This window comes from Ancalomicrobiaceae bacterium S20 (assembly GCA_040269895.1).
Lineage (GTDB): Bacteria > Pseudomonadota > Alphaproteobacteria > Rhizobiales > Ancalomicrobiaceae > Methyloraptor > Methyloraptor flagellatus.
This window is the reverse complement of sequence record CP158568.1, coordinates 76,815-91,708: the sequence shown is the minus strand read 5'-3', so window position 1 is coordinate 91,708 and position 14,894 is coordinate 76,815. Positions and strand designations below refer to the sequence as shown.

At 69.1% G+C, this 14,894-nt stretch carries 15 protein-coding genes and 2 pseudogenes; 14 read left to right on the top strand and 3 right to left on the bottom strand.

Going from position 1 to position 14,894, the window contains the following annotated elements; all coding sequences use genetic code 11:
* Positions 1-6: 6 nt before the first annotated feature.
* The 10 genes and pseudogenes from ABS361_00450 to ABS361_00405 all read left to right on the top strand — a co-directional run bounded on the left by ABS361_00450 (position 7) and on the right by ABS361_00405 (position 7,934).
* The gene (locus ABS361_00450; GenBank protein XBY44816.1) at positions 7-321 is read left to right on the top strand and encodes a hypothetical protein; all 315 of its coding nucleotides are present in this window, start codon (positions 7-9) and stop codon (positions 319-321) included.
* Entirely contained in the window at positions 314-766 is a 453-nt protein-coding gene (locus ABS361_00445) for a hypothetical protein (protein XBY44815.1), read from the top strand. The genes ABS361_00450 and ABS361_00445 overlap by 8 nt, the downstream gene beginning before the upstream one ends.
* Positions 763-1,954, top strand: a pseudogene (locus ABS361_00440) (phosphoglycerate kinase). The gene ABS361_00445 and the pseudogene ABS361_00440 overlap by 4 nt, the downstream one beginning before the upstream one ends.
* A 229-nt stretch (positions 1,955-2,183) precedes the next feature.
* Complete coding sequence (locus ABS361_00435) at positions 2,184-2,816, top strand: thiamine phosphate synthase (protein XBY44814.1); 633 nt, start codon at positions 2,184-2,186, stop codon at positions 2,814-2,816.
* 5 nt (positions 2,817-2,821) lie between these two features.
* A pseudogene (locus ABS361_00430) lies at positions 2,822-3,919 on the top strand (tetratricopeptide repeat protein).
* Between the two features lie 251 nt (positions 3,920-4,170).
* Positions 4,171-4,320 carry a hypothetical protein gene (locus ABS361_00425; protein XBY44813.1) on the top strand — a complete coding sequence of 50 codons (150 nt, stop codon included), beginning with the start codon at positions 4,171-4,173 and terminating at the stop codon, positions 4,318-4,320.
* Positions 4,321-4,370: 50 nt separating this feature from the next.
* Positions 4,371-5,165, top strand: a complete 795-nt coding sequence (locus ABS361_00420; protein ID XBY44812.1) for an inositol monophosphatase family protein — start codon at positions 4,371-4,373, stop codon at positions 5,163-5,165.
* A gap of 121 nt (positions 5,166-5,286) precedes the next feature.
* Positions 5,287-6,381: a MotA/TolQ/ExbB proton channel family protein gene (locus tag ABS361_00415; GenBank protein XBY44811.1), complete on the top strand. Its 1,095-nt coding sequence runs from the start codon at positions 5,287-5,289 to the stop codon at positions 6,379-6,381.
* Positions 6,382-6,384: 3 nt separating this feature from the next.
* Positions 6,385-7,416, top strand: coding sequence for a peptidoglycan -binding protein (locus tag ABS361_00410; protein XBY44810.1), 1,032 nt, complete (start codon positions 6,385-6,387; stop codon positions 7,414-7,416).
* A gap of 47 nt (positions 7,417-7,463) precedes the next feature.
* On the top strand, positions 7,464-7,934 hold the full coding sequence (locus ABS361_00405; GenBank protein XBY44809.1) for a GNAT family N-acetyltransferase: 471 nt from the start codon (positions 7,464-7,466) through the stop codon (positions 7,932-7,934).
* Between the two features lie 98 nt (positions 7,935-8,032).
* Here ABS361_00405 and ABS361_00400 read toward each other — a convergent pair whose 3' ends face one another.
* Complete coding sequence (locus ABS361_00400) at positions 8,033-8,299, bottom strand: hypothetical protein (GenBank protein XBY44808.1); 267 nt, start codon at positions 8,297-8,299, stop codon at positions 8,033-8,035.
* A 769-nt stretch (positions 8,300-9,068) separates the two neighbouring features.
* Here ABS361_00400 and ABS361_00395 point away from each other — a divergent pair.
* Both ABS361_00395 and ABS361_00390 read left to right on the top strand, forming a co-directional pair.
* Positions 9,069-9,611, top strand: a complete 543-nt coding sequence (locus tag ABS361_00395) for a DUF1465 family protein (protein XBY44807.1) — start codon at positions 9,069-9,071, stop codon at positions 9,609-9,611.
* Positions 9,612-9,693: 82 nt separating this feature from the next.
* Positions 9,694-10,170: a YchJ family metal-binding protein gene (locus ABS361_00390; GenBank protein ID XBY46997.1), complete on the top strand. Its 477-nt coding sequence runs from the start codon at positions 9,694-9,696 to the stop codon at positions 10,168-10,170.
* A gap of 175 nt (positions 10,171-10,345) precedes the next feature.
* Here ABS361_00390 and rpmE read toward each other — a convergent pair whose 3' ends face one another.
* Positions 10,346-10,567 (bottom strand): 50S ribosomal protein L31, encoded by a 222-nt coding sequence (gene rpmE, locus ABS361_00385; GenBank protein XBY44806.1) that lies wholly within the window; start codon positions 10,565-10,567, stop codon positions 10,346-10,348.
* On the opposite strand from rpmE, the gene ABS361_00380 reads away from it, so the two are divergent.
* Entirely contained in the window at positions 10,566-11,066 is a 501-nt protein-coding gene (locus ABS361_00380; GenBank protein ID XBY44805.1) for a hypothetical protein, read from the top strand. The two genes, rpmE and ABS361_00380, sit on opposite strands and share 2 nt — an antisense overlap.
* Positions 11,063-12,892 carry an ABC transporter transmembrane domain-containing protein gene (locus ABS361_00375; GenBank protein XBY44804.1) on the top strand — a complete coding sequence of 610 codons (1,830 nt, stop codon included), beginning with the start codon at positions 11,063-11,065 and terminating at the stop codon, positions 12,890-12,892. Before ABS361_00380 ends, ABS361_00375 begins: the two co-directional genes overlap by 4 nt.
* A 103-nt stretch (positions 12,893-12,995) precedes the next feature.
* Here the strand turns inward: ABS361_00375 and ABS361_00370 are convergent, their stop codons facing one another.
* Positions 12,996-14,804 carry a L,D-transpeptidase family protein gene (locus ABS361_00370; GenBank protein XBY44803.1) on the bottom strand — a complete coding sequence of 603 codons (1,809 nt, stop codon included), beginning with the start codon at positions 14,802-14,804 and terminating at the stop codon, positions 12,996-12,998.
* Positions 14,805-14,894 lie beyond the last annotated feature (90 nt).

Sequence of the window (14,894 nt, the reverse complement as noted above, 5' to 3'; positions counted from 1 at the left end):
GAATGGATGAACGAACTCGTCGTCCGCGTCTACCGAGGCGAAAAGACAAAGGAGCTTGCCCGCAAGCTCAAGGCCAAGGCGCCCGGCCTCACATGCCGGGTGTGCGGTGGCCGTGATTTCGCGCTCATCGAAGATGTGGACGGCAATTCAAGGACCACGCTCGAACGCAAACCGATCGACGGCGGCTTCCTACATCAATTCCATCTACAGCCTTTGCTTACAGTCGCCTGCACGAACTGTGGACATCTTGAGCAGTTCGCGCAAGCCATTGTCGATGGTGCAGAGCCCGACGCTTACGGTGAAGAGGTCGACGATGGGTGACGTTGTCGACTTCAATCTCCCCGGGGAGGCCAAGAGGGGCAACATCGGTGGCGGCGGACCGGAGGATCCCATGTTGGAGACACGGGTCGAAAATCTCGAACGGGACATGAAGGACATCCGTTCGACGCTTCACAAATCCGAGCTGCTGCTCATCGAAATCAAAGCGCATCTCGTGAACTGCGCGACCAAAGACGAGGTTGCAAAGCTCCGAGAGGACGTCATCGACGTACGTGCGAGAATTGCGACCAAGGACGACGTCGCCGCGCTGCGCGGAGATATATCAAACGTCAGGCAGGACACGGCCGAACTGAAGGGCCGTTTCGACGGGCTCGACAAGCGCTTCGCCTATCTCCCGTCCACTTGGCAAATGATCACATTCATGGTGACGAGTCAGATCGCGCTCGCAGGCCTCCTGTTCGTCGCCGTCAAATTCGGGCTAAAATGACCGCTTTCCGTACCCTCGACGACGCCGCCGTGGCGTCGAAGCGCGTCCTCGTGCGCGTCGATCTCAACGTGCCGTTCGAGAACGGCACCGTCACCGACGACACGCGCATCCGCGCCGTCGTGCCGACCATTCGCGAGATCGCCGACAAGGGCGGCAAGGTGATCCTGCTCGCCCATTTCGGCCGCCCGAAGGAAGGGCCGGAGCCGAAGTACTCGCTCGGCCAGATCGTCGGCGCGGTCGCCGAGCGCGTCGGCAAGCCGGTCGCCTTCGCGGCCGACTGCATCGGCCCGGTCGCGGCCGAGGCGGTCGCCAAGATGCGGGACGGCGACATCCTGCTCCTGGAGAACACCCGCTTCCACAAGGGCGAGGAGAAGAACGACCCCGCCTTCGTCACCGCGCTCGCCGCGCTCGGCGACCTCTATGTCAACGACGCCTTCGCCACCGCCCATCGCGCCCACGCCTCGACCGAGGGCCTGTCGCATCACCTGCCGGCCTATGCCGGCCGCTGCATGCAGACCGAGATCGAGGCGCTCGAGGCGGCGCTGGGCAGCCCGCAGCGCCCGGTCGTCGCGGTCGTCGGCGGCGCCAAGGTGTCGTCGAAGATCGACCTGCTCGAGAACCTCGTCGGCCGCGTCGACGTGCTGGTGATCGGCGGCGGCATGGCCAACACCTTCCTCGCCGCGCAGGGCATCGACGTGAAGAAGTCGCTCTGCGAGCACGACCTCGCCGACACCGCCAAGCGCATCATGGCCGCCGCGGCCGAGAAGAAGTGCGACATCGTCCTGCCGCTCGACGCCGTGGTGGCGCGCGAGTTCAAGGCCGGCGCCGACAACGAGACCGTCGCGATCGGCGCGGTCCCGGACGGCACGATGATCCTCGACGTCGGCCCGAAGTCGGTCGCGACCATCGCGGCCGCCTTCGAGAAGGCCAGGACCGTGGTCTGGAACGGCCCGCTCGGCGCCTTCGAGATCGCGCCCTTCGACCGCGCGACTGTCGCCGCGGCGCGCCGCGGCCGACCTGACCAAGGCCGGCAAGCTCCTGTCGGTCGCCGGCGGCGGCGATACGGTGGCGGCGCTGAACCATGCCGGGGCGGCGGAGGACTTCTCCTACGTTTCGACCGCCGGCGGCGCCTTCCTCGAATGGCTCGAGGGCAAGCCGCTGCCCGGCGTCGAGTGCCTGCGCCGCTGATCGGGGCGATCCCGATCCGCGCCGATCCTCTCTTCGGGCGCCGTCGGTCACGACGGCGCCCGATTTGCCTGAGAAACCGCGCTTCTGATAAGAGAGCGCGCGAAGGCAGTGCGGGCGGCTGGCCCAGATCACAGGGACACGTGCCGCAGCGCTGCGATGCGCCCATTGCGTTTGTTGACCGAACATCCCGCCCCAGCGCCCGATCCGGCGCGCCGTTGAGGAACCGTCCTTGTCCCGTCTCTATCTGATCACGCCGTCGACCCTCGATATCGCGACCTTCCCGGCCGCGCTTGAGGCGGCGCTGCAGGGCGGCGAGGTCGCGTCGCTGCTGATCGCGACCGAGGCGTCGAGCGACATGGCGTTCCAGCGCATCGCCGAGGTGCTGACCCCGATCGGCCAGGCCGCCGGCGCGGCCGTGATGGTCGCCAACGACACGCGTGCCGCCGGCCGCGCCAAGGCCGATGGCGTTCACGTCGAAAACCCGGCCGAACTCGCCGATGCGCTGAAGTCGTTCCAGCCGCGCAACATCGTCGGCGCCGGCGGGATCAAGACCCGCCACGACGCGATGACCGCGGCGGAAGCCGGCGCGGACTACGTGTTCTTCGGCCTGCTCGACAAGCCCGAGGGCGCCGGCGTCCACGAGCGCACGCTCGAGTTCGCCGAGTGGTGGATGCCGCTGTTCGAGACGCCCTGCGTGGCGCTCGCCGGCAGCGACATGGCCTCGATCGACGCGCTCGCCGCGACCGGTGCCGACTTCATCGCGGTTCGCGATGTGATCTGGAACCACCCGGAAGGCCCCGGCGCCGCGATCGCCGAGGCGATCCGCCGGATCGCCGCCGCCGACGTCGAGGCTGGAGCCTAAGCGCCATGCCCCGCGCCCATTCGAGAACGCCGCGATCGCGCGCCCCGGCCGCCCCCGAGCCGCGGAGCCCTGCGCCGCTCGCCCGCGTCGCCGCCGGTCTCGCCCTGCTGGCCGTGATCATCCCCGGCGCGACGATGGCCCAGACCGAGGCGCCGGCCGGCCCCTCGGTCGACAGTGTCGCCAACGGCCGGATCCCGACCATCGCGACGCCCGGCGCGCCGGCTGCGCTCGAAACGTTCGGTTCCTATTTCCCGGGCGCGGCTGCCGGCGCGAGCCCGGCCGCACCGCAGGCTCCAGCCGCGTCGCCGCCGCCGCAGACCGCCCCGGCCGATCTCGCTCCGGTCGCTCCGGTCAACGGTGCGCCGCCGCTCGGCGCGCCCGAGACGGCGACACTGCGCGGCGTCAAGCCGATGCCGGTCATCGGATCGGGCAAGATCTGGGACGCCTACAAGCGCGGCGCCTACCTGGAGGCCTTCGCGCTCGCCACCGACGCGGCCGAGCGCGGCGACGCCGCTGCCATGGCCGTGATCGGCATGCTCTACGAGCGCGGCGAGGGCATCGCCGCCGACGACAAGGCCGCCGCCGGCTGGTACGAGCTCGCCGCCAAGCGCGGCGATGCCAACGGCGCGGCCGCGCTTGGCGTCATGGTGCTGAACGGCGCCGGCGGCCTGAAGAAGGACGATCGCCGCGCGCTCGCCCTGTTCGAGCAGGCGGCCGAGAAGGATCATCCGCTCGCGCTCTACAATCTCGCACTGTTCGTGCTCGACGGCACGCTGGTGAAACGCGATCCGGCCCGCGCGGCGAACCTCTTGCGCCGCGCCGCCGAGGCCGGCAACGCCCAGGCGCAGTTCGGCTACGCCACGCTGCTGATGAGCGGCGAGGGCGTCCGCCGCGACGAGAAGACCGCGGCCGAATTCATGCGTCGCGCCGCCGAGGCCGGCGATCTCGACGGCCAGATCGAATACGCGATCTGGCTCGCCAACGGTCGCGGCGTGGCGAAGGATCTGAAGGCCGCGGCGGACTGGTTCCGCCGCGCCGCCGATCGCGGCAACGCGGTGGCGCAGAACCGTCTGGCCCGCCTCTACGTGACCGGTCTCGGCGTCGAGCCGGACCTCGCCGAGGCTGCGCGGCTCAACGATCTCGCCAAGAAACAGGGCCTCAGCGACGTCTGGCTCGAGACCATGCTCGCGCCCGGCCGCAAGGGTTTCACGCCGCCGCCCGCCGTCGCCGAGGACGATTCCGCGCTGCGGCCGAGCACGCCCCCGACGCATCGTCCGCCGCGGCCACTGCGGCGGCCCCGGCGCCCGACGCCGTCGACCCGACCACCGCCCATCCCCGCGTGGTGCCGGACACGATGGCCCGGCCGGTGCCGCTCGCCGAGGAACCCAACCTGCCGAAGCCGGTCGATCCGAATTCGGCCGCCCTCCTCTCGCCCGAGCCGGCCGACAAGGCTCCCGCTCTCGGCGTCTTCGTGCCGGTTCCCAGCCAGCCCACGACGCCGTAAAACCTCATCTCCGCCGCATCGTCGCGCCTACCCGAAGGACCGCATCCGCAATGGCCCGCTCCGCCCTCCTCAACGTCATGGTCGACGCCGTCCGCAAGGCGGCCCGCTCCCTCATCCGCGATTTCGGCGAGGTGGAGAACCTGCAGGTCTCGATGAAGAGCCCGGGCGACTTCGTCTCCGCCGCCGACAAGCGCGCCGAGAAGATCCTGCTCGACGAGCTGAAGCGCGCGCGGCCGGGCTTCGGCTTCCTGATGGAGGAGAGCGGCGTCATCGAGGGCGACGACCCGCAGCACCGCTGGATCATCGACCCGCTCGACGGCACCACCAACTTCCTGCACGGCATCCCGATCTTCGCCATCTCGGTCGCGCTCGAGCGCCAGGGCCAGATCGTCGCCGGCGTCGTCTACAACCCGATCATGGACGAGCTCTATGTCGCCGAGCGCGGCGGCGGCGCCTTCGTGAACGACCGGCGCCTGCGCGTCGCCGCCCGTCGCGACCTGATCGAATGCGTGGTCGGCACCGGCGTGCCGCATGTCGGCCGCGGCGACCATTCGGCCTATCTGGCCGAGCTGCGCGCGATCATGAACGAGACCGCCGGCGTGCGCCGCTGCGGCGCTGCCGCGATCGACCTGTGCTGGGTCGCGTCGGGCCGCTTCGACGCCTTCTGGGAGCGCTACCTGCACCCCTGGGACATGGCTGCCGGCCTCCTGATCATCCGCGAGGCCGGCGGCTTCGTCTCCGACGCCGACGGCGGCGACGCCATGTTCGCGTCCGGCTCGGTGCTCGCCGGCAACGAGGACATCCACCGCAAGGTGCTGGCCGTGCTCAAGAAGGCGCGCGGCTGAGCCGCGTCGTCATCGACCGGTCATACCGTTGCGTCAGCGTCGAAAGGGCCCCTCCGGGGGCCCTTTTCCACATCCGGAGAAACGGGTTACAAGGGTGAACGAACCCTTGCGAGGCAGCACGATGGCGCGCGATTACGACACGCACCGGCTCTCCAGCCCCCAGGTGTTCCTGTGGCGGATGGTGATCTTCCTGGTCATCGCCGGGTTCATCGCCATGATCCTCTATCGCCAGATCCTGGTCGCCTTCATGGCGAACCCGGGGCTCAACGGCCTGATCATCGGCGTCCTGACCTTCGGAACGCTGCTGGCGATCCGGCAGGTGATCCGGTTGTTCCCCGAGGTGCGCTGGGTCAACGCGTTTCGGATCGGTGCGTTGGAGATGGAAAAGGCGCGGCCGCGGCTGCTCGCGCCGATGGCCTCGCTGATCGGTGATCGCCAGGGCCGGATGAGCCTGACCCCGGAGGTCATGCGCTCGATCCTCGATTCGATCCTGATGCGCCTCGACGAAACACGGGACATCCTGCGCTACATCGGCGGCCTTCTGGTCTTCCTCGGCCTGCTCGGCACCTTCTGGGGTCTGACCGAGACCGTCAGTTCGGTCGGCCGCACCATCCAGTCGCTGAATGTCGGCAGCGCCGATCTCGGCACCATCTTCGACGACCTCAAGTCCGGCCTCGCCGCCCCGCTCGGCGGCATGGGCGTCGCGTTCTCGTCCTCGCTGTTCGGCCTGTCCGGCTCGCTGGTGATCGGCTTCCTCGATCTGCAGGCGAGCCAGGCGCAGAACCGCTTCTACAACGAATTGGAAGACTGGCTGTCGACCGAGATCGACCTCGAACTCGAAGCCTCGCTGCGCGAGGGCCCGATGGGCACCGCCGAAGGCCTGCGCGTCGCGATCGAGCGCCTCGCCCGCCTCGTGCAGGAACAGGGCTCCAATCGCACGGCCACCACCGCCATGGCCAATCTCGCCGAGGGCATCCAGGGTCTGGTCGCGCACATGCGCAGCGAACAGTCGATGATCCGCACCTGGGTCGAGGAACAGGCCGAGGAATCGCGCGAACTGCGCCGCGTGCTCGACCGGCTCGCGACCATCGCCGGCGAGCCGGAACCGACCCCGATGCCGCCGCGCCCGCCGACCCCGCCGACCGCCCCCCAGCAGGGGCCGTCGGAAACCTCGTCGGCGCGCAGCCTCGTCGCCGACGAACCCGCGGGAGAATGACCGATGGCGATGAGCCGGGCCCGCCGCCGCGATACGCGCATCGACTATTGGCCGGGCTTCGTCGACGCCATGGCGACGCTGCTCCTGGTCATCATCTTCCTGCTGTCGGTGTTCATGCTGAGCCAGTTCTTCCTGTCGCGTGAGATCACCGGCAAGGAATCGGCGCTGAACAAGCTGAACCAGCAGATCGCCCAGCTGACCGAATTGCTGGCGCTCGAACGCGCCGGCAAGCGCGACGTCGAGGAGCAGGTCACCGCGCTCGAATCGAGCCTCGCCGGCGCCAAGTCGGAATCGACCCGGCTGCAGGGCATCGTCGACGCCCGCAACGCCGACGCCGCCAAGGAGGGTGGCCAAGCGGCGAGCCTCGCCGGCCAGCTCGATTCGGAAAAGCGGCTGAGCCAGCAGGCGCTTGCCCAGGTCGAACTCCTGAACCAGCAGATCTCGGCCCTGCGCCGCCAGATCGCGGCGCTGGAGACCGCGCTCGACGCCTCCGAAAGCCGCGACCGCGAGAGCCAGACCAAGATCGCCGACCTCGGCAAGCGCCTCAACGTCGCGCTCGCCCAGCGCGTCCAGGAGCTTCAGAAGTATCGCTCCGACTTCTTCGGCCGGCTGAAGGAGATCCTCGGCAACCGCACCGACATCCGCGTGGTCGGCGACCGCTTCGTGTTCCAGTCCGAGGTGCTGTTCCCCGTCGGCGCCGATCAGATCAACGACGCCGGTCGTGCCGAACTCGACAAGCTCGCCGGCGCCGTGCTCGATCTCGAAAAGGAGATCCCGCCCGAGGTGAACTGGACCCTGCGCGTCGACGGCCACACCGACGCGCGGCCGGTCTCGGGCACCGGCCGGTTCAAGTCGAACTGGGAACTGTCGGCCGCGCGCGCCATCTCGGTCGTGCGCTACCTGATCGACCGCGGCGTGCCGCCGAAGCATCTGGTCGCCGCCGGCTTCGGCGAGTTCCAGCCGCTCGAGGAAGGCACCTCCGACGAAGTCCTGAACAAGAACCGCCGCATCGAAATCCGCCTGACCGACCGCTGAGCGGCGAAGCGCGGCGCGCTCGAGCGCGACATGACAAGGAGCCCGGTTTGTCGGAGAGGCCGAAGACCGCCGTCAGGATCGTCGACTATGCCCCTCCTGCCAGGCTCGGCGAACTGGCCGATCTCTGGGTGGCGAGCTGGGCGAAGACGCTGCCGGCGATCGATTTCGAGGCGCGCCGGCCCTGGTTCCTGGACCATATCGCCGGTCTGGCGACCGCCGGCGCGGCGATCCGTCTGGCGATCACGGACGACGGCCGCGCGGCCGGCTTCGTCACGGTCGATCCCGCGACGGCCTATCTCGATCAGATCTGTGTGGGGGTCGCCTGGTGGGGTGGCGGCGTCGCCGATGCCCTGCTCGCCGAGGCGCGGCGACTGTCGCCCGCGCGGCTGGTGCTCGACGTCAACAAGGACAATCCGCGCGCGGTGGCCTTCTACGAGCGCAACGGCTTCCGCCGCATCGCCGAAGGCGTCAATCCGCGCTCGGGCCTCGGCACGTTGAAGCTTGAATGGACCGCGTGAACGGACGCTTCCGCACGGCCCGGACTTGACGTGTTCCCACCCCCGCGGCCGGCGCGGCCGATCGGGCCGCGCGCCGCGTCAGGGTGAAGGACGGCCGATCAGGCGCAGCGCTTGACCAGATCGTCGAGGATGGTGCGCCGGCTGGCGATCGACTCGTTGAGCTGATGCGCGACCGGGATCGTGGCGAGTTCGATCCGCTTGCCGGTGACGAGATCGACGGCGATCTCGCCGTCGTCCTCGACGGCAACCGCCTTGACGGTCGGGAGTTCGGCAACGGTGGCCGCGATCAGCTGCGTCATCTCGGCGACCGACAGGCGCGACTTGCCGATCAGGTGGTCGCGGGAGAACTCGACTTGAGCAGGCATTTATATGGCTTCCTTTACGTCGGGGAGGCGGCGACCCACGTCGTCGTCGATGGCACTGTAATTCGAGCGGTGTTGATTTCGAATTAAAACGCCGTTCATCTCCCGCTCATCTGCGACAGCCGACCGATCTTGGTCGACGACCAACCGCGTTAGTCCATGCGCCCGTGCGAGTTGCACGCGCAGGACTCCGGCGGCGATTTCCTGGCCGGCAGGTAAGCATGCGGAATGGCGAGATTGCGGCCGAAAATGCGGCGTCACAGAAGATTTTCTCGTACCGTTTCGGGACCTGTTAACTGTTCCCGAAACGGCACATCGCCGGAGCGCGCTGTCCCGTTCCGGATCATCTGTTCAAAATTCGAACAAGCCCATTTACGCTTCATTAAGCTTTCCAAGTCATTCTGGTCGCGTCCAGGATTCTGGACTCGAGTGGCTCCTATCCACTCTGTTTGACGCCTCCCTGTAATACTTCCCTTCAGAGCCGTGTCCCCACGGCTCTTTTTTTCGGTGAACCGCCGCACCGGATCCCCCGACGTTAACCCTGGCTGTGATTACAGGGGATGGGGAAGGCCCCGACCTTCGATCCTGGCATCGGCCCTGCTATCCAACCTCCCGAACGTGGCCCGGTCCGAGTGTGGAACGCTCGACGCCGAGAGGCCTTTGAACATTGGTTCGCGTCGGCCCGCCGTCCCGAAAGGATCGGGGGGCATGGACCGAACCGGCATGGACCTCGCCCGCGATCCATGCCAATTTTTGCCGAGGAGGTTGACCGATGACTGAGGAAGCTCCCCTGGATCGGAGCGAGGCTCCCGGCCCGATCGATTTCGCCGCCCGCTTCGCCGGATCCGAGACGTTCCGCAATCTGTTCCGTGAGGGCATGGGCCTCGTGGAAGAGACCGCGTCTTATCTGGACGGCCCCGGCCGCGCCGAGTCGCGCGACCTGTCCCGCACCGCCTCGCTGATCTACGCGACCGAGTCGATGCGCCTGACCACGCGCCTGATGCAGCTCGCCTCCTGGCTCTTGCTGCAGCGCGCCGTGAACGAAGGCGAGATGACCCAGGAGCAGGCCGGGCTGGAAAAGTCGAAGGTCCGCATCGATAACGCCAATGCGATCCGCACCGGCCAGGGCTGGGACGAGGTGCCGGAGACGCTGCGCTCGCTGGTCGAGCGTTCCATCCGGCTTCAGGAGCGCATCCGCAAACTCGACGAGGCGATCTATGCGCCCGAGGGCACCGAGATCGCCGCCGGCGCCAACCCGGTCGCCGAGCATCTCGATCGCCTGAGCCAGGCCTTCCGCGCCGGTGGCGCCCGCTGACGCCGCGGGGCCCACGGCCCCTGGCGCGCCTCTCGGTTCCGGACTTGTCGACCGCCCCTGCCCTTGCGGCTCCGGGCGGTCGCTGTCGTCGTGCTGCGGTCCGCTCATCGCCGGAGCACCGGCCGCCACCGCCGAAGCGCTGATGCGCTCGCGCTTCACGGCCTTCGCGCTCGGCGACGCGGCCTATCTGCACAAGACCCACGCGCCCGAAAAGCGGCGCCCCTTCGACCCGATCGCCTTCGCAGCCGCGCAGGCCGATACCGAATGGCTGGGGCTCGAGATCCTCGCAATCGAAGATGGCGGTCCGGCCGAAGACGCCGGCATGGTCGAATTCGTCGCGACCTCGCGCCGGCGCGGCCGGATTTCCCGGCTGCACGAACGCTCGCGCTTCCGCCGTGAGGGTGCCGGCTGGGTCTATGTCGACGGCATCTTCGATCCGGCGCCGACCGGAGCCGCCGGCGCGGTCGTGGCGTCGACCGAACGCGCGACCAAGGTCGGCCGCAACGATCCCTGCCCCTGCGGTTCGGGCAGGAAGTTCAAGAAGTGCTGCGGCGCCTGAGACGGCCCGCTCCCGATCGCACCGCCGTCGATCACCCCGTCCGGGCCGCCCGATGCCTCGGAACACCTCCCCATGCCACCCCGAAGCGAAAACGCTCCCGAAACGAAAAGACCCCGGCGCCAGGCCGGGGTCCTTGTCGCGGAGCGCCCCTTCGAGGGTCGCCACGGGGCATCGATCAGAGACCGAAGCCCTTGAACTTGTTGTTGAACCGCGAGATGCGGCCACCGCGGTCCATGAGCTGCTGCGAGCCACCGGTCCAAGCCGGATGCGACTTGGGATCGATGTCGAGGTTCAGCGTGTCGCCGTCCTTGCCGTAGGTCGAACGGGTCAGGTACTCGGTGCCATCGGTCATGACGACCTTGATGGTGTGATAGTCGGGATGGATGCCCTGTTTCATGGCTCTGGTCCTCGAGATTGGCGGCGTCTCGGCCGCCCCGCAGGATCTCGAGATCACGCCGCGAGGGCATCGTCTCGGTCCCGGGTGCGATCTCGTTCGCGACTGCCTTGATCCGTCAAACGACAAGGCCGCGTACCGTATGGCGCGCGGCCCCTCGTTCTTCGGGCCCGCGTATAGCGCAAGCGCGCCCGGGAAACAAGACGACAGTCCGATGAAACGTCGCCCGCGCGTGCCGCGAATGGCGCCGGTCCCCGATCGCGCGATGCTTCGACGGCGTGCGACGAACCGCCCGGACGATCCCGGACTTGAAGCGACCGCGGCTTCGGTTCATCTGAAGGTCGAAGGGTGCGGCCGTGGACGGAAGACGACCGCACCGACCAGCGTCGCGGCCGCGCGCCGCGACGTCCGCGCGGGTTCGGGCAAGGCCCGTTCGGAGTGCCTCACTCCGAACGGAAATGACTTGCGCGATCAGGAACGAGAGAGGGAGTTCATCGCGTGACCGACAAGACTGCCGGCGCCACAGCCGGCGCTACTCAGGGTGAACGCCGCCGGTCCATCGGCCCGCTGAAGACGCTCCTGCCCTTCCTCTCGCGCTATCGCGGCCGGGTTGCCGGCGCGCTCGCCGCGCTGATCGCCGCCGCCTCCGCGACGCTCGTGCTGCCGCTCGCGATCCGCCGGATGATCGATCACGGCTTCAGCGAGACCAACGCCGCGCTGATCGACCGCTATTTCCTGATGCTGCTGGTCGTCGCCGGTGCGCTCGCCGCCGCGAGTTCGCTGCGCTACTACCTCGTGACCTGGCTCGGCGAACGCGTCGTCGCCGACGTGCGCGCCGCCGTCTTCGCCCATGTGACGCGCCTGTCGCCGGCCTTCTTCGACACCGCGCAGTCGGGCGAGATCACCTCGCGCCTGACCGCCGACACGACGCAGATCAAGTCGGCGGTCGGCGCCTCCGCCTCGATCGCGCTCAGGAATTTCTTCCTGTTCGTCGGCGCGGTCGCGATGATGGTGGTGACGAGCCCGCGGCTCTCCGCCTTCGTCCTGCTGGCGATCCCATTCATCGTGCTGCCGCTGGTCGCCTTCGGGCGCCGCGTGCGCAAGAAGTCGCGCTTCGCCCAGGACACGCTCGCCGCGGCCTCAGCCTACGCCGGCGAGACGATCGGCGCGGTGCGCACGCTGCAGGCCTTCGGCAACGAGCCGGAGGCGCGCAGGCGCTTCGCCGATGCCGTCGAACGCGCCTTCGACGCCGCGCGATCCTCGACCAAGGCACGCGCGATCCTGACCGCGGTCGCGATCTTCATGGTGTTCGGCAGCGTCGTCGCGGTGCTGTGGGTCGGCGCCACCGACGTGCTCGCCGGCCGGCTCACGCCCGGCGCGCTGTCGCAGTTCGTGCTCTATTCGGTGTTCGCCGCCGGCGCGCTCGGCGAATTGAGCCAGGTCTGGGGCGAGATCGCCCAGGCCGCCGGCGCGGCCGAACGGCTCTCCGAGTTGCTGCGCATCGAGCCCACCATCGCCGCGCCGGCCAAGCCCGTCGCGCTGCCGACGCCGCCGCGCGGCGAGATCGCCTTCGAGGCGGTCCGCTTCGCCTACCCGACTGCGCCGGACCGCGAGGTCCTCGGCGGCATCGACATCGCGGTCCGCCCCGGCGAGAAGGTCGCCGTGGTCGGTCCGTCCGGCGCCGGCAAGTCGACGCTGTTCCACCTGCTCTTGCGCTACTACGACCCGAGCGCCGGCCGCGTGGCCGTCGACGGCATCGACGTCAAGGCGGCCGATCCGGCCGAGGTGCGCCGCCGTATCGCGATCGTGCCGCAGGACACGGTGATCTTCGCCGCCGATGTGATGGAGAACATCCGCTTCGGCCGCCCCGACGCCACCGACGCCGAGGTGATCGAGGCGGCCAAGCTCGCGCTCGTCCACGACTTCGTCAGCGTGCTGCCCGACGGCTACCGGACGGAGGTCGGCGAGCGCGGCGTGACGCTGTCGGGCGGCCAGCGCCAGCGGCTGGCGATTGCCCGCGCGATCCTGCGCGCCGCGCCGATCCTGCTGCTCGACGAGGCGACCAGCGCGCTCGACGCCGAGTCCGAGACGCTGGTCCACACCGCGCTCGAACGGCTGATGGAAGGCCGCACCACGCTGGTAATCGCCCATCGCCTCGCGACCGTGCTCGCCTGCGATCGCATCCTGGTCGTCGATCAGGGTCGTGTGGTCGAGGAGGGCACGCATGCGAGCCTGATCGGCCAGGGCGGCCTCTACGCCCGCCTCGCCCGCCTGCAGTTCCAGACCGGCGCCGCCGCGCTGAAGGCCATCGACGAAGCCGCCGAGTGAGGCGCGGCCACCGCCGCTCCAGCATCGCCCAAACGAAAAAGCCGCCCGGGTCGACCGGGCGGCTTTTTCGTGTCGGAACAGAAGCGCTGCGCCGAAAGCCCGCTCAGCCGCCGAGGCCGAGCAGCTTCTTCACCCGGGCATTGTGTCCATAGAGATCGGCGCGGGTCTCGAGCTTGCCGTCGTCATCGACGAAGGCGGTCCAGTAGGCGATGTGCACCGGCACATGGCGCTGCAGCATCAAGGTCTTCTCGCCGCCGCCGACCAGCTTCTTCAGCTTGGCGCCGTCGACCTTGGTCGGCTCTTCCGAGAGCACCGCGTCGGCGAAGGAGAACGGCTCGTGCACGCGCACGCAGCCGTGGCTGAGCGCCCGATAGGACTGCGCGAACAGGCCCCGCGACGAGGTGTCGTGGATGTAGACCGAATGCTCGTTCGGGAACATGAACTTGATGTTGCCGAGCGCATTGCCGTCGCCCGGACGCTGACGGATCTGCACCGTCGCCGGGTTGACCGTCGCCCAGTCGACAGCGGTCGGGTCGACCGACCTGGAGCCGACCACGACCTCGAAATTGCCGCGGGTCAGCGCCGTGCCGGCGGTCTGCTGCGCCTTGCCGATCATCTCCTTCTTCACGATGGAGACCGGCACGTTCCAGTAAGGATTGACGATGACGTGCTTCATCGTCTCCGAGAAGATCGGCGTCTGGTTCTCGACCCGGCCGACGATGACGCGCGCCTTGTGGATCTCCTGGCCGTCGCGCATCACGCGCAGCGTGAAGTCCGGCACGTTGACCATGACGTAGATCTCGCCGAGGTCGCGCGGCAGCCAGCGCCAGCGCTCCATGTTGGCGATCACGTCGTTGATCTTCGCCGTCGCGCCGCCGGCGCCGCCGTCGTTGAGCGCCGAGACGGTCGTCGCGCCGACGAGGCCGGTCGCGCTGATGCCGTGATCCTTCTGGAATGCCTTGACGGCATCGACCAGCGAGGCGTCGTAGACCGAGGCGTCGTTGGCGGTCACGGTCGCGGTGACGCCGAGCCGCTCGCGCAGCATGGCGACGCGCGCATCCTTCTGGCCGGGCTTCAGCACCGGACCTTCCGGCAGGCGCACCAGCGGCGTCTGCGGTTCGGCCGCGGCGCGCATCTCGGCAAGCTTGGCCTTCAGGCGCTTGTAGCCCTCGTGCGGCGGATTATAGGCCTCGAGCACGGCCGAGACGTCGTCGCTGCCGGCAACCTTGGCGAGCACCTGGTTCGGATCGGTCACTGGCGGCTTGGCCGTGACCAGATGCGAGATGCGCTGCGGGTCGAACCGGCCCGACTGGGCATGGCGCGCATAGCGGATGACGTCGAGGGCGAGATCGAGCTCGATCTTGGCCGACGCGGCCGGGAGCCGGCCCGGCGCCACGGCCGGAACCGGATAGTCCTGCGGATCGAGGCCATCCTCGGCCGCCTTGCCGAAACGGTCGACCGCCGACAGCGCCTTCGCCGTCAGCCCCTCGGGCGCGACGAACATCGGCTTGTAGTCGTGCGCGGCGTAGAAGGCGGCGAGCGCCGCGCGGTCCTTGCGCTCCTCCGCATTGGCCTTGAGCGTGCCGAGTTCGTCGATCGCGGCCTTGAGCGCGGTCGAGACCTGCTCGGCCTCGGCTGCGAGCCGCGCCTCGCGGGCGGCCTGCTCGGCCGCCTTGACAGCGGCGAGTTCGGCCGCGCTCGGGCCGGTCGGCTCGGCCGGCGTCGCGGCGACGGTCGGCGCCGGTTCGGCAACCGGCGCAGCCACGGCGGCCGGCGGCGTGTCGGTGACGACCGGCGCGGCGGTGGCGGCCGAGGGCGGCGTATCCGTGACGACCGGAGCCGCCGCAGCAGCAACGGACGAGGAAGGCTCGGGCGCGGCCTGCGTCGAGGCGGTCTCGGCAGCGGCGGGCACCTCGGCCGGCGCAACGGCGGTGACGGGAGGTTGCGCGGGCTCGGTCGAAGCCGGCGCGGTCGCGATGGCGGGTGTGGGCGCCTCTGCGGA

Bases quoted from the DNA above. Each gene is read 5' to 3' on its own strand.
- ABS361_00415 (XBY44811.1), top strand. From the start codon at position 5,287: ATGGCGCGCGATTACGACACGCACCGGCTCTCCAGCCCCCAGGTGTTC.
- ABS361_00395 (XBY44807.1), top strand. From the start codon at position 9,069: ATGACTGAGGAAGCTCCCCTGGATCGGAGCGAGGCTCCCGGCCCGATC.
- rpmE (XBY44806.1), bottom strand. From the start codon at position 10,567: ATGAAACAGGGCATCCATCCCGACTATCACACCATCAAGGTCGTCATG.
- ABS361_00450 (XBY44816.1), top strand. From the start codon at position 7: ATGAACGAACTCGTCGTCCGCGTCTACCGAGGCGAAAAGACAAAGGAG.
- ABS361_00380 (XBY44805.1), top strand. From the start codon at position 10,566: ATGGCTCTGGTCCTCGAGATTGGCGGCGTCTCGGCCGCCCCGCAGGAT.
- ABS361_00420 (XBY44812.1), top strand. From the start codon at position 4,371: ATGGCCCGCTCCGCCCTCCTCAACGTCATGGTCGACGCCGTCCGCAAG.
- ABS361_00410 (XBY44810.1), top strand. From the start codon at position 6,385: ATGGCGATGAGCCGGGCCCGCCGCCGCGATACGCGCATCGACTATTGG.
- ABS361_00445 (XBY44815.1), top strand. From the start codon at position 314: ATGGGTGACGTTGTCGACTTCAATCTCCCCGGGGAGGCCAAGAGGGGC.
- ABS361_00400 (XBY44808.1), bottom strand. From the start codon at position 8,299: ATGCCTGCTCAAGTCGAGTTCTCCCGCGACCACCTGATCGGCAAGTCG.
- ABS361_00425 (XBY44813.1), top strand. From the start codon at position 4,171: ATGGCCCGGCCGGTGCCGCTCGCCGAGGAACCCAACCTGCCGAAGCCG.